This window comes from Acidovorax sp. AC410, assembly GCF_979253235.1.
In genome coordinates, this window is sequence record NZ_CEEDCG010000003.1 from 122,559 (window position 1) to 135,515 (window position 12,957).

Annotated in this window: 10 protein-coding genes; 7 read left to right on the top strand and 3 right to left on the bottom strand. The window is 61.7% G+C overall.

Annotated elements, in window-relative coordinates; translation table 11 throughout:
• The first annotated feature begins 30 nt into the window (after positions 1–30).
• From imuA to AC0IZS_RS33785, 4 genes are all read left to right on the top strand, one after another.
• Positions 31–819, top strand: a complete 789-nt coding sequence (gene imuA, locus AC0IZS_RS33770) for a translesion DNA synthesis-associated protein ImuA (protein ID WP_471639729.1) — start codon at positions 31–33, stop codon at positions 817–819.
• Positions 758–2,074, top strand: a complete 1,317-nt coding sequence (locus AC0IZS_RS33775) for a Y-family DNA polymerase (protein ID WP_471639730.1) — start codon at positions 758–760, stop codon at positions 2,072–2,074. Before imuA ends, AC0IZS_RS33775 begins: the two co-directional genes overlap by 62 nt.
• Before the next feature lie 14 nt (positions 2,075–2,088).
• Positions 2,089–5,187: an error-prone DNA polymerase gene (locus tag AC0IZS_RS33780; RefSeq protein WP_471639731.1), complete on the top strand. Its 3,099-nt coding sequence runs from the start codon at positions 2,089–2,091 to the stop codon at positions 5,185–5,187.
• A 150-nt stretch (positions 5,188–5,337) separates the two neighbouring features.
• Entirely contained in the window at positions 5,338–7,974 is a 2,637-nt protein-coding gene (locus tag AC0IZS_RS33785) for an AAA family ATPase (RefSeq protein ID WP_471639732.1), read from the top strand.
• Positions 7,975–8,225: 251 nt separating this feature from the next.
• Here AC0IZS_RS33785 and AC0IZS_RS33790 read toward each other — a convergent pair whose 3' ends face one another.
• Together AC0IZS_RS33790 and AC0IZS_RS33795 are read right to left on the bottom strand one after the other, a co-directional pair.
• Positions 8,226–9,458, bottom strand: coding sequence for a hypothetical protein (locus tag AC0IZS_RS33790; RefSeq protein WP_471639733.1), 1,233 nt, complete (start codon positions 9,456–9,458; stop codon positions 8,226–8,228).
• Positions 9,455–10,180 (bottom strand): ERCC4 domain-containing protein, encoded by a 726-nt coding sequence (locus AC0IZS_RS33795; protein WP_471639734.1) that lies wholly within the window; start codon positions 10,178–10,180, stop codon positions 9,455–9,457. The genes AC0IZS_RS33790 and AC0IZS_RS33795 overlap by 4 nt, the downstream gene beginning before the upstream one ends.
• A gap of 173 nt (positions 10,181–10,353) precedes the next feature.
• Here AC0IZS_RS33795 and AC0IZS_RS33800 point away from each other — a divergent pair, with 173 nt between their 5' ends.
• Positions 10,354–10,695 carry a hypothetical protein gene (locus tag AC0IZS_RS33800; protein ID WP_471639735.1) on the top strand — a complete coding sequence of 114 codons (342 nt, stop codon included), beginning with the start codon at positions 10,354–10,356 and terminating at the stop codon, positions 10,693–10,695.
• A 65-nt stretch (positions 10,696–10,760) separates the two neighbouring features.
• Here AC0IZS_RS33800 and AC0IZS_RS33805 read toward each other — a convergent pair whose 3' ends face one another.
• On the bottom strand, positions 10,761–11,003 hold the full coding sequence (locus AC0IZS_RS33805) for a hypothetical protein (protein ID WP_436220452.1): 243 nt from the start codon (positions 11,001–11,003) through the stop codon (positions 10,761–10,763).
• Positions 11,004–11,874: 871 nt separating this feature from the next.
• Between AC0IZS_RS33805 and AC0IZS_RS33810 the strand changes: the two genes are divergently transcribed.
• Complete coding sequence (locus tag AC0IZS_RS33810; RefSeq protein ID WP_436220451.1) at positions 11,875–12,117, top strand: hypothetical protein; 243 nt, start codon at positions 11,875–11,877, stop codon at positions 12,115–12,117.
• A 107-nt stretch (positions 12,118–12,224) separates the two neighbouring features.
• The gene (locus tag AC0IZS_RS33815) at positions 12,225–12,743 is read left to right on the top strand and encodes a hypothetical protein (protein WP_436220450.1); all 519 of its coding nucleotides are present in this window, start codon (positions 12,225–12,227) and stop codon (positions 12,741–12,743) included.
• Positions 12,744–12,957 lie beyond the last annotated feature (214 nt).

The window sequence follows — 12,957 nt, forward strand, 5'->3', positions numbered from 1 at the left end:
CACTGTAAATAACTACAGTATTTGCACCCGATGTCAGCCCTTCTTCATTCCTTCGACCCACACGCCCTGCCGCCAGGCGTGCGCGAAGCCGTTTGGCTCGGTGGGGAGATGGGTCGCCAGGAAGGTGAGACCGTGGCCACGGGGTTTTCAGAGCTGGACGCGGTGCTGCCTGGGAGTGGTTGGCCAACCAGGGCGCTCACCGAGGTGCTGTCCGCGCAGGCGCCGCTTTGCGAATGGCGCCTGCTGGGGGGCGCTTTGCCCTCGCTCGTTGCCGGTGGGGGCCAGATCCTGCTCGTCGCTCCGCCGCAGCCGCCGCATGCCGGCGGCCTGCAGCAGCTAGGGCTGCCACCAGAACGCCTCGTCTGGATCCAGGCGAAGACGCCTGCAGAGCGCTTGTGGGCCACAGAGCAGCTGGTCAAATCCAATCCCAAGGGGGCGGTGCTTGCCTGGTTGCCGCAGGCTCGGGCCGAGCAGATCCGTCGCCTGCAGGTGCACGCTCAGTCCTGCCAGTCCCCAGTCTTCCTGTTTCGGCCTTTGGCGGCTGAGCGGGAGGCTTCGCCCGCACCTCTGCGCATCAAGGCAGCATTGGGTACCGGATGGCACATCGATGTGACTGTGCTCAAGCGGCGCGGCACCCCTTTCAGCGGGGTGTTGCGCCTGGTCGCAGTTCCAGATCGCCTTGACCGTGTGTTGCCCCCGCGCCTGCGCCGCATGGGCATTGAAATTGTTGCTCCCCTGCGCAGCCAGGAGGCCTCCCATGATTGGGATCTGGGCCGCACTGAGTCCCTCCAAGAACCCCGACTCCTGCACGGCCATTGATCTTCAGGGGCTGGCTATCTGGGCGTTGCAGTTCACGCCGCGGGTGGCCATGGCCGAAGAAGAAGCCGTGTTGCTCGAGATCGGGGCCAGCGTGCGCCTGTTCGGTGGCTTGGAGAACCTGCGCCAGCGCATCGAGGGGGAGGCGACGGAGCTGGGGGTAGACGCCATCTCGTGGGCCCCCACCGGCACCGCCGCCTTGGCGTTGCTGAGGTGCCGCGTAGGGGATGGGTTTGCCCGCCCTCTCCCTTCGATCCTTGACAAGTTGCCGCTGGAGACCATCACAGCCGTGGCGCGCCACCAGGGGACGCTCCACCGCCTGGGATCGCGCACCCTGGGCGACGTGCGCAAGCTGCCGCGCGGCGGGTTGGGCCGGCGCTTTGACAAGCAGCTTCTGACAGCGCTGGACCAGGCATACGGCCTGCGCCCGGAGGTCTATGAGTGGGTACCCCTTCCTGAGACGTTCTCGGCCCGCCTGGAGTTTCAGTTCCGGGTGGAGCACGCCGCGGCGCTGATGTTCGGCGCGCGCCGGCTCCTGCTGCAGATGTCGGGCTGGCTGGCGGCTCGCCACATGGGCGTCACCGCCTTTACTCTCCGCTGGTGCCATGACGCAATGCGGGCGAAGACTGCCGGCACAGGTGGCGAGCTCACCGTGCGCACCGCTGAGGCCACGCAGTCAGTTGAGCACCTGGGCCGGCTGCTGACAGAGCATCTGGCCAAGGTCGAGCTGCTGGCACCGGCGGGCGACATCGAACTGCTGGCCACCGAGACCATCCCGATCACGCAAGAGAGCAAGTCGCTGCTCCCGGACACCATCCGACAAGGTGAGGCTACCGCGCTGGTCCTAGAACGCATTCAGGCGCGCCTCGGGAAGGAGCGGGTAGTGCGCCCGCGACTTGTCGAGGACCACCGTCCTGAATGCATACAGCAATGGCTGCCAGCCGAGCAGCCACTACCGCGCGCCAGCGTGACCGACCACCATTTTCCACTGCCAGGCTGGCTGTTGGCGGAGCCCCTGCGCCTGGCCGAAAGAGACAACCGTCCCATGTACCAGGGGCAGCTGCAGATACTGCTCGGCCCGGACCGCGTCGAGGGTGGCTGGTGGGATCGACAGGGCAAGGTGGAGGGGGCGGCGCCGGGAACCGTGCAGCGCGACTATTTCGTGGCCCTCAGCCACCATGCAGGCCTGCTTCTGGTTTTCCAGCGCCGCCTTGCCGGTGATGAGACGGGCTGGTTCCTCCACGGGCAATACGCCTGACGCGAACGTTTGCCATGTCCCTGCCCTCGTATTGCGAGTTGCGCGCGCGTTCCAACTACTCCTTCCTGACCGCTGCCAGCTGGCCGGAAGAGCTGGTGGAGCGCGCGCATGAACTTGGCTATAGCGCTATCGCGGTGACCGACGAGTGCACCCTCGCCGGCGTCGTGCGCGCGCACACGGCGGCGAAAGAAGCAGGGATGAAGCTGCTCATAGGATCGCAGTTCAATGTGCAAGCTGAACTTCCCTTCGTGATGGTGGTGCTGGCGCAGAACCTCAACGGATACGGAAACCTTTGCGAGTTCATCACGGTCCTGCGGCGCTCATCTGAAAAGGGGACCTACGAGCTGCGGCGCAACTTGATCGAGGGCGCTGCACTGGCAGACTGCCTGGTGATGGTCTCGCCGATGCGGGCTGCCACCGATGAGCAGCTGGAGGAGCTCGGCCGGTGGACGTTGAAGCACTTCACTGGCCGCGCCTGGCTAGGGCTGGACCTCAATCGGCGCATCGATGATGAGCTTTGGCTTCACCGCTTGCGGCAGCTGTCCGCTCTGACCGCGCTCCCTCTAGTGGCTCTGGGCGATGTGCACATGCACTTGCGCAGCAGGAAGCCACTGCAGGACGTGCTCACGGCCACGAGAGTGGGCAAGCCTTTGACCGAGTGCGGCTACGAGCTCGAGCGCAGCGCGGAGCGTCATCTCCGCAGCCGCCTTCGGCTGGGCCAGACCTATCCGGCGGATCTGCTCGCCGAAACGCTGCGCGTGGCAGAGCGATGCAATTTCTCGCTCGAAGAACTGCGCTACCAGTACCCCGAAGAAGTTGTTCCAGCCGGGCACACGCCGAGCAGCTTTCTGCGCCAGGCCACCTACGAAGGCGCCGGCCGGCGCTGGCCTCATGGAATCAGCGCGAAGAACCAGGCCCAAATTGAGCACGAACTGGAACTCATAACCGAGTTGGGCTACGACCATTATTTCCTCACGGTCTACGACATCGTTGCCTTTGCTCGGTCAAAGAACATCCTGTGCCAAGGTCGCGGTAGCGCCGCGAACAGTGTGGTGTGTTTTTGCTTGGGCATCACCGAAGTGGATCCCGACAGGATGGCGATGCTGTTCGAAAGGTTCATCTCGCGCGAAAGAGCTGAGCCACCTGACATTGACGTTGACTTCGAGCATGAGCGGCGCGAAGAGGTGATCCAGTACCTCTACCGGCGGTATGGCCGCGACCGTGCGGCCTTGACGGCGGTGGTTATCAGCTACCGACCTCGCTCGGCGATTCGAGACGTTGGCAAGGCATTGGGCTTTGACCAGGTCACACTTGATGGACTGACCTCAGGCCAGCAGTGGTGGGATGGGTCTGAGGTCCGCACTGAGCGATTCCTGGAGCTGGGGTTGTCGCTGGATGATCTGGCAGTCCGGCAGCTCATTGAGATTGCGACCCAGCTGATGACCTTTCCACGGCATCTGTCTCAACACCCTGGCGGCTTCGTGCTCACGAAGGGGCTGCTCAGCCGCGTGGTGCCGGTGCAGAACGCGGCCATGCAGGACCGCACGATTATTGAGTGGTCGAAGGACGATTTGGACCTGCTCGGTATCCTCAAGGTTGATGTGCTCGCGCTGGGAATGCTCACCGCTATCAACAAGGCCCTTGCACTAGTCAGCCAACGCAGGGGCTTTGATTTCTCGATGCAAGACATCCCAGCAGAAGACCGCGAGACATACCGGATGGTCTCGCGTGCGGATACGGTCGGCGTGTTCCAGATCGAGAGCCGCGCGCAGATGTCTATGCTGCCGCGACTACGGCCTGTTTGCTTTTTCGACCTTGTGATTGCCGTGTCCATCGTGCGGCCCGGACCAATACAAGGTGGCATGGTCCATCCATATTTGCGACGGCGCCAGGGACTTGAGCAAGTGACGTACCCGAGCCCCGAAATCGAGGAGGTTCTTGGCTCAACGTTGGGTGTTGCATTGTTCCAAGAACAGGCCTTGAAAATGGCCATCGTTGTTGCAGGCTTCACGCCCGGCGAGGCTGACGAAATGCGACGCGCAATGGCTGCGTGGAAGCGAAAAGGTGGGATTGAAAAATACCGAACGAGGGTCATCGATGGCATGCGGGCCCGTGGGTACGACGACACCTTTGCCGAATCCATTTTTCAACAGATGCTTGGGTTCAGCGGCTACGGTTTTCCGATGTCTCACGCGGCCTCGTTTGCCCTTCTAGTTTACGCCAGTTGCTGGCTCAAAAGACACGAGCCTGCAGCATTCCTTTGCGCCCTTTTAAATAGCCAGCCAATGGGCTTTTACACGCCCTCTCAACTCGTGCAGGATGCCCGTCGGCACCGTGTTCAGGTCCGCCCAATCGATGTCATGCACAGCCTGGTCGAATCTTCGCTAGAGGATCTTCCAGCGGTACCCGCGGTGCGTCTTGGGATGCATCTGGTGGAGGGGCTGCGTGTGAGCGCTGCGGATAGCATCGTGAGAGCCCGTGAGGTCGCACCATTCGACAGTGCGGATGACCTGGCTAGGAGAGCGCACCTGGAGCAGCACGAGATGAAGCTGCTCGCCGCTGCAGACGCGCTGGGCAGTCTCTCTGGCCATCGCCGCCAACAGGTCTGGGATGCAGCGGGGCTCCACGCTGTACCTGAGCTGCTGCATGACGCACCGATCGATGAGGACTATCTTGAGCTTCAGGCCGCACCCGAGGGTGAAGAGATCGTGTGGGACTACGCCTCGACGGGGCTCACCTTGCGCCGACATCCGCTTGCACTGCTGCGCCCGCGGATGGCCGCCAAGCGACTGCTTTCGTCACGAGATCTTCGGCATATCCCGGACGGGCGGGAGGTTCGCGTGGCCGGCATTGTCACGTTGCGCCAGCAGCCGTCTACAGCCAACGGCACTGTCTTCGTGAGCTTGGAAGATGAGTTCGGTGCGATCCAAGTGATCGTGTGGTCGGCCTTGCGCGATGAGCAACGCAGTGTGCTCTTGGAGTCCCGACTCTTGGCGGTGAAAGGGGTGTGGCAGAAACGCGGTTCCGTGTGCAACCTGATCGCACATCGGCTGGTCGATCTGACGCCGTGGCTCGGACGGCTGGGAAAATTGGGAAGTCGCGACTTCAAGTAGTCCTCTCGCGACACACGTCCGCAGGTTTTGGACAGTAGCGGGCGCGCAACCCATCAGGGATGTGGCAACTGCGGCCACGGCAAAGAATCTGAGAGCGCTCGCTGAAGCCGGCCGCCAAGAGGTATCGTGTGAGCCCTTGGGAGGAATCCGATGCAAATAATTCAAGACATTGCCGTTTGGCTGTCGGAGCAGCCGGCGTGGCTGAGCGACTGCGCTCGCAGACTGATCAATCAGGGCAGTCTGACCGATGAAGACCGGGCCGACCTTGTCGCGCTAGTCAAGTCCCACCATGGTCTGACAGACCCTATGGGCCGACAGCCAGTCCCCATTGACCTCTCGGCAATTCCCGAGCACCCGCAACCAGGCGCAGACATTCGGTTGCGAGCGCTTCGCGAGCTACAGCACCTGAATGCCCTAGATTCCTCCCAGTGCCTCACATTCCAGCCCGAAGGGATCACTGTCGTTTACGGCTACAACGGCACCGGTAAGTCGGGGTACGCGCGCGCGCTTAAAAAAGCCTGCCGAGCTCGCAGTGTTGAGGCCGTGTACCCCAACGTCTACGCGTTTTCGGCGACAGTGGGCACGCCAAGCGCCACCATCGATTGGCTGGAAGCCGGTGAGCCGAAAACGGGGCAATGGATTGATGCCACCGAAGCTCCGTCAGCGTTGTCACAGATCTCTGTATTCGACTCAAACTGCGCAAGGGTCTTCCTCGACAGCCAGGCGCAGGTCCTATTTGTCCCTGGCGGTCTGGAAGTCATGCATGGGCTTGCAGCGGAGATGACAGAGATCCACGGGCGGCTCGTGGCTGAGATGCAGGGAGATAGTTTGGACCTCAGCCCGCTTTCCAACCTCGCTGGGCCGCATGTGGTGGGCCGGGAATACGAACGCCTGAGTTCTCGCAGTACGCCGCAAGAGTTCCAAGCACTGTCCAGTCTTTCGGAAGTTGAACGTCAGACCCAGACCGCCCTGCGAAAGCTCTTCAACCACCAGGATCCCGCCCGGCAGGCGGAAGGTATCAGGCGCCTGTTGCGGCGGATGTCCAGTGTCACGCAGGAACTTTTGGAGTGCTCCCAACAACTTCAAGACGTCGAGATACAGCAGCTACGCCAAGCGTTTGCCGCATTCGTTGCGGCTGAGGGCGCATCCAAGCTCATAACCGACAAGTTGCGTGCAGATGGCGCTCTAGTCGCAGGCACTGGATCGGAACCTTGGGAGGTGCTGCTTCGAAGCGCGATGACATTTGTGTCTACGCAGGCATACCCGGGCCACTTGTTTCCAGGTCCTGACCAGGGTGCCAATTGCGTTCTGTGCCAGCAGCCACTCACGGAAGAGGCGTCCACCCGACTGCGGTCCTTTGTGCAGTATCTGGAGAATGATGCCCAGCACCAGCTCGCGCAGCAGCGCGCAACCACCATCCGGATACTGCGCGCCATCATGGCCTTGAGCCCCGAGTCCCTTCCAACAGACACCGCACTGCTAGATGAGATCGAAGAAGATGAGCCAAACCTGGCTGCGTCTATAGAGGCCTATGCAGTGGCGTTGGCGGCCCGGAAAGCTAAAGTGGTCCAGATGGCTAGCTCGAGGACGATTGGGACACTAGAGCCCCTCCCTGAGCCTCCATTTCAGGCAATCGAATCGTGGGTTGAGCAGAAGACTGCGGTGGCACTGGCGCTGGAACAGACGATGACTCAACAGGAGCGCGCGGAGAAGCTTCAACAGCTCGCAGATCTGGACTCTCGAGAGCGTCTTGGCCCGCTGCTTCCACTCGTTCTCCAGGCCATCGAACAGTACAAGCGCAATGGTGCATTGATGGGGGCAATTCGCAGCTGCAGCACCGCAGCTTTGACCCGTAAGACGACTGAATTGTTCGACGCTCATGTTACTGAGGGGCTGAGAACCGCGTTTACCAACGAACTCGGCGTGTTAGGCATCCCGAACCAGCAGATCCTGCTCGAGATGATTGGGCAGAAGGGCGGCCGTCTGCAGCAGTTGAAGCTGCAAACCACTCCGCCGTTCTCTAAGACCCGGCTATCGCACATTCTCAGCGAGGGAGAACAGCGCGTCGTCGCCTTGGCGATGTTTCTTGCCGAGATTGGTGTTGGGCCTGGCAACTCCGGCCTGATTTTCGATGATCCAGTGTCTTCACTTGACCACCGCCGTAGAGATCGAATCGCACGACGGCTGGTCGTAGAGGCGAAGAAGCGGCAGGTCATTGTCTTTACTCACGACTTGGCGTTTGCACTGGCACTGACTGACTACGCTGATGACCAGGGGGTGAGTTACGCACACCGTCACCTGTCAGCCAATATGAATCGCAAGGGCCTGGCCTCTGAAGACTTGCCATTCGAGGCCAAGAAGATAAAAGGCCGCATCGAGGACCTTCGCGCGCTTGCCGCTCGAGCCAAGACAGCCCTCGAGACCAGCGCTGATTTCGAAGGATACAACGACCTTGTACGCAACGGCTACCGGCGTATGCGTGACACTTGGGAGCAGCTCGTAGAGGACGTCTTATTGCAGAGCACAGTGCGGCGCTATCGAGTGTCGGTTGAGACCACCCGGCTGCGATCTGTTTCGGTAGAAGACGGCGACGCTAGCGCCGTGTACAACGGCATGACTCGATGCTCCATGTTCACACATGAAGGTGGAACCGAAGCCCCTCCGACACTACCTGAGCCTGCTGAGTTCGCTGCGGACGTTGAAGCCCTTGCAGCCTATGCGAAGCAGCTGGAGGAACGCGCCAAGGTCACCCAAGAGCGAAGGAAGCTGGCCGGCCTGGGAGCCTAGCGACAAGTTTCTTGGGCGTTCAGAGTTCTTCAACAGGTGGTCGCTTTGATCCCTAGCATGCCGTTGTCTTTATGTGCGGAGTCGTTCAGCTGGGGCGAAACACAGCTGAAGGCAAGGCAGCAAAAAAAAGCCCGCGCGAGGCGGGCAACTTGCACTTGCAAGGGAGGGAGGCCGGTGAAAGCACCGGCGGGAGGATCGTACACGCACAGCGAGGGCCTCGGCAAGCTTCTGCGGTGTTCCCCAACGTGCGCTCAAACCATCGCAGAAAATCGCTTAGCAGCCTCAGCTGGGGCCGATGCGAAACACATCCACTCCCGAAGCGTCTCCAACTGGTTGCGGTAGTCCTGTCTAAAGAACTGGAACTGAGCCCAGGTCCAGTTTGGCGGAGCAAGCATCTCGTACTTCGATCGCTTTGCTCTGCTGACTGCCTCGCGAGACAACTCTGGTGTCATGTGGGCCTGCAGGTGGTGCCGCAATGCATCTCCTCCCTTGGCTTTGAATCCGGTCCCAGCCAGTGCGACGAGTTCCCTCAGCTTCGAGATAGCCATGCGTTCCAGCGCTTCTTGCGCCGAGGGAGGGGGACGCTCGCGCGCCAGCCCGAACTCGATCATCTGCTTTAGCTGAGCGGTGTTCACCCCTTCCAGATCATCGAAGAACTGATTCGACTTCCAAGACACGGAGAGGTACCGGTTGAACAGGGTCGCTGGGACACGGTCTGCGAGCTGAAACAGCGATTCGACGTCTCCTTCTTCGATCTCCAGCGACTCAAGGCTCGCGATATGGCTGTAGTTGGCGTAGGTGAGTCCGCCCCGGGCGTATAGCTCCTCTCGCGCAGACTGGACACTCCATTCTGGTTGTTCCGGCAGACATGGGGCACCAGCACGCAGGCCTTCAGCGACGGCCCGCGCATCCCTTCTAAGCGTCAACCAGGGAGGCCACAGAAAGCGCGCCTTCACGTAGACAGCGAAGACGTCCCAAATGCTGGTGTCAGCGTCCAAGAGGCGCATGCATCGCACGGCTTGTACTTCACTGACAGCGTGCACTATGACCAGTCGAGTGGAATCGCTGGTAGCTCGAAAAGCGTACAGCTCGCAAGGCTCTCCGTCGAGGGTTCCAGGTACCCGGCCGACGGGTCTGTTTGGGACATGGGTTGTCCCAGGAACGAAGGCCTCGTCGACCAGCGCGCGCTGCCCATCGACAACTCGCTGTTCCCGCTGGGCGAGGACCTCCGCATGCTTCGACAGCGCCTCTGCGTTTGGGGTCGTCACTCCGTCCGGGCCGGTGATCCTGAACAAGTACCTGATCCAGTATTGGCGGGGGCCCGGCTCCTCACCGCGCTGTACGAGGCAGCTTCCTGCCGTTGCATCGACGCTCATCACCCGGCCCTCGAAGGTGTAGCTGCCGGAGCCCCCCGATAGCCGCTCAATCTGTACTGGGTTGCCATGCAGCGCTGCGCGTCTCAAGGCATTCAGGAACTCGTTCATGGCCCAGCCCGGCTCACACGCCATCCGTTGCTGCGGGCATGCCCTTGGCGAGGTTTTGCATCTTCTGGGGGCGCGTCTGATGAGATCAGGCCCCCGGCGCGCAGCGCGAGGTGAATACGCTCCGCAGTCTTCTTGCCGACCCCGGGCGTCGAGCAGAGATCTGGAACGGACGCATTGAAGACGGCATGCGCGCTGCCGAACCTCGACACCAGGGCCTTTGCTCCCGTGGGCCCTATGCCTGGAAGCCCCTCTACGAGGAATTGTGTCAAATCTCCCAGATCTTTGGGCTTGTTGGCGCGCAGTGCGACCTCATAGCCCAGGCCTTCCTGCAGATGGCGCGCCAGGGTGACCAGAAGCAGTGCAGTTTCCGTGGCATTCGGGACGGTGACCACCGATACCCCCTCGATGGCCATCAAGTAGGACAGCGCCCCTCGGATCGCGTCGGGAGCGATCGCGGAGCGGGTCGCGTACGGGTTGCCTTCAATGATGAAACATTGACGCTCGTATTCGTCCTTCATCCGCCGCACTTGGGCGAACAGCCTGCGATCCATGATCGAGGCCACAAAGTCCGTAGCATCCTTGCGCTCAACGCCATAGTGCTCATGCGGTAGGTAGTCGGCACAAGGCAGCTCTTTCACCTCCACGGTGATCCCCTGCGTGCGGTGCAACTCGGCGAAGACCGGGGAGCGGCTCTCCCGGCTGTCGATGATGATGTGGGGCATAAGGTTTTCTCCTGGCCGGGCTGGCATTGTGCCAGCCGTGCTGCTCCGCCGGCATCTGCTTACAAAAGCCTGGTGTTACACGCGCACCAGGTGCCCTGGCCGGCCTGCAGAGCGTTGTTTGCCGGCGCTATGCTCACCGGTTGCGAGTTTCTGCGATAGACATGGATCGATTGATGGCACACCTACTTTTCAAATGGGCGCTCAGCGGCGAACGCTACGTCTTCACCGGGCTGGCCACTACCTCCCGAGGTCAGGTGCCCGAAGTTGATACTGAGCTGGTGGCAATCTGGTCCTGGCTGCAGAAGCGGAAAGTCCGCACGGGCGAATTCGACTGGACCGCAACCCGCAGGACCGTCACCTCAAAAGAGGAGGTCCTCGCGGTCGAGAAGGGGGCCCTGGTCGCCGACGGATCCACGGTGCTGCATCCGGTGGAGACGCGCCTGGTGCTATCCCTGCCGGAGAAGGTAGCGGTTCAGTTTCGATTCGAATTCAACGTGGTGGACGACAGGCGCTGACGTAGCACCGGCCTGCCCGAAAGGGTGGTCACAGAACACCTGGCGGCCGCGCAGCCGCCTGGCAGTCATGGTGTGAGCAATGGCAATCGGTCGTGGGCAAACAGCACGCCTCGTAGTTCGTCGCGCTCGACAGGGCTGATCTGCCCCAGGTCGTACAGGCCGTACACGTAGTACAGGCCTTCATTGACCAACACCCCCCGCTCCACTTTGTCGGCGCTCGTGAATTTGCCCAGCAGCTCCAGCCAACGACTTCTGCAGCGGTCGTTGGGCATTACCTCAGACAGGGTCTCGGTGATCGCTGATGGCATGTGTGATCCTTCAATGTGGCGAGAATTTTCGCCCAGCTTCAGGTCGCGCACTTAGAAGATTCACCACCGAACATCAAGCGCTGTGCCCGGCCGGAAGCAGAAAAGCCCTGGCGTCTGGTGACGCCAGGGCTTGGTGCTGGTGTAGATCTGATGAAGCACCAGCTGCTCGCGGTGCTCCCTTCGATCTGGGCGGCCCCGATCAGAGCCGAAGGCCTGGTCGTGAACTGCGTCCAGGTGGGCCGTAGAGGGCGTGGAACTGGCTGTCGTAGGCAGCAAGCCGCCTTTCCTGCTGACCTGGTGTGCTGCGGCCAGCGCCGGCGGTGGCCAGGGAGTTCGCTGCGCGACCTGGCGAAGCCTGCGCTGAAGCTGGCGTGGGGGATGGCCGCGTGCCGGATGCACGTGCTTGGAAGCTCATGGTCTGGGTCCCTACTTTGCGAGGCGACCCAGTCCCTCGGAGCGGTGTCGCCCCTGGGGTGAAAGTGATTTCTTGAGGCCGCCCTGGACGGGCAGCGGGATGTGCACATGGATGCACGTTCAAAGCGCGAGGCCGTGAAACCGCTGCAGGCTAGCTGGAAACGTCCACCCTCGCAAGCAGGTGAGTGCCTGGGGCCTTGGGCCGCGCAGCGACGCAGACAGTTGCCAAGGCTGACGAGTTCGCTATGCTTTCCGTCTCCCAGGGCTTTCGGCCTTGACGGTGCGTTGTATAGCACCCCCGCCCCCGTTCACGGGGCGTCCGATTCGCATGCGCAAGGCGCAACTGAACTGATTGCGCGCAGACCGCCTGCTCAACCTCGCCCTTCGGCGAATCAATCCCCGATGGGCCTTGTTGCCCCCGGCGCCAGGTCCATCCCAATTCCGAAAGGATCGCACTTTGGAACAACCTGAGAGCCGAACAACCACCGCCGTCATTGCTGCGGCCGGCGAACTGCTGATTCGCGCAGCTGCTCGGCTGGGCAACTTGTCCGCTGCAGAGCAGGCACGACTGAACGTCGCATCAGAGGGCAAGCTGATCGATGGCCTCACCTGGGCAATTCAGGCTGCCGTCGAGGTCGCGCCCGAGCTCCGGTCGAGCCTGAAGCGCCATCCTCCGCAGGGCTTCATCGGCAAGTTCTAGCCGTCCCTTGCGCGCCTACGGGCGTCTTGGGCATAGGATATTCATCAACCCAGAGGGGCACTAGTGCCCGACGGGTGGCGGTGCCTCTCGTAGCCATTGAGAGACCAATGACATCCACTAATTCCGCAACTATCCGGCCTGCAGATACTGCAGACTTTCTGCGCATCCTGGCGAGCGCGACGGCTGTCTCCATCGACAACGGGGCGCAAACTTGTGCCTGGTCCGTGGCCCAGGCCTCGGGCGAATGCGACAACCAGGTTGTGCGCTTCACCTGGTCCAATTCCGAGCACACCTTCGAATGCATCCTGACCGAGGGCGGAATAGCCGCCGGCGGATTTGAAAGCGACGGCACCTTTGTGTGCGATGACCATGAAGGCAACCGTGCAGAAATCAGGATGCTGCTAGGTCATCGGAGCCCTCGGGGTCGGTCACCAGAAAACGTCGCAGTGCTGGACAAAGCGATCGAGGCGCTATCCCCTGGATCCGCGTCGCGCCCTGAAGCTCTGGCAGCGTTGACCGCTCTGCGAGATGACCTGCGAAAGCACGAGGAACAGATGGCTTCAAGGGAACGGTGCCCGACTGGAGCCGACTACAACTGGCTGGTCGACCGCATCGGCTTGGTCTGAGCACCTAACCGCCGCAGTCGCGACGGTACTTTCTTCAACCCCCACGGGCGCTGCCCGTGGGGCAGTGCCCATCTTCAGCCAACAGGATTCTGAAAATGGACATCATTGCCAACACAACCCCAAAGCCGCCTCCGATTTGCGCAGCCCAGAGCTCCGAGGGTCTGGCCTGTGCAAGGGCCGCAAAGTGCTACACCGTAGCAGTCACTGGTGGCGA

Excerpts from the sequence above, each read along its gene's own strand:
- AC0IZS_RS33780 (WP_471639731.1), top strand. The coding sequence starts at position 2,089 with ATGTCCCTGCCCTCGTATTGCGAGTTGCGCGCGCGTTCCAACTACTCC.
- AC0IZS_RS33805 (WP_436220452.1), bottom strand. The coding sequence starts at position 11,003 with ATGCCATCAGCGATCACCGAGACCCTGTCTGAGGTAATGCCCAACGAC.
- AC0IZS_RS33785 (WP_471639732.1), top strand. The coding sequence starts at position 5,338 with ATGCAAATAATTCAAGACATTGCCGTTTGGCTGTCGGAGCAGCCGGCG.
- AC0IZS_RS33800 (WP_471639735.1), top strand. The coding sequence starts at position 10,354 with ATGGCACACCTACTTTTCAAATGGGCGCTCAGCGGCGAACGCTACGTC.
- AC0IZS_RS33815 (WP_436220450.1), top strand. The coding sequence starts at position 12,225 with ATGACATCCACTAATTCCGCAACTATCCGGCCTGCAGATACTGCAGAC.
- AC0IZS_RS33795 (WP_471639734.1), bottom strand. The coding sequence starts at position 10,180 with ATGCCCCACATCATCATCGACAGCCGGGAGAGCCGCTCCCCGGTCTTC.
- AC0IZS_RS33775 (WP_471639730.1), top strand. The coding sequence starts at position 758 with ATGATTGGGATCTGGGCCGCACTGAGTCCCTCCAAGAACCCCGACTCC.
- imuA (WP_471639729.1), top strand. The coding sequence starts at position 31 with ATGTCAGCCCTTCTTCATTCCTTCGACCCACACGCCCTGCCGCCAGGC.
- AC0IZS_RS33790 (WP_471639733.1), bottom strand. The coding sequence starts at position 9,458 with ATGAACGAGTTCCTGAATGCCTTGAGACGCGCAGCGCTGCATGGCAAC.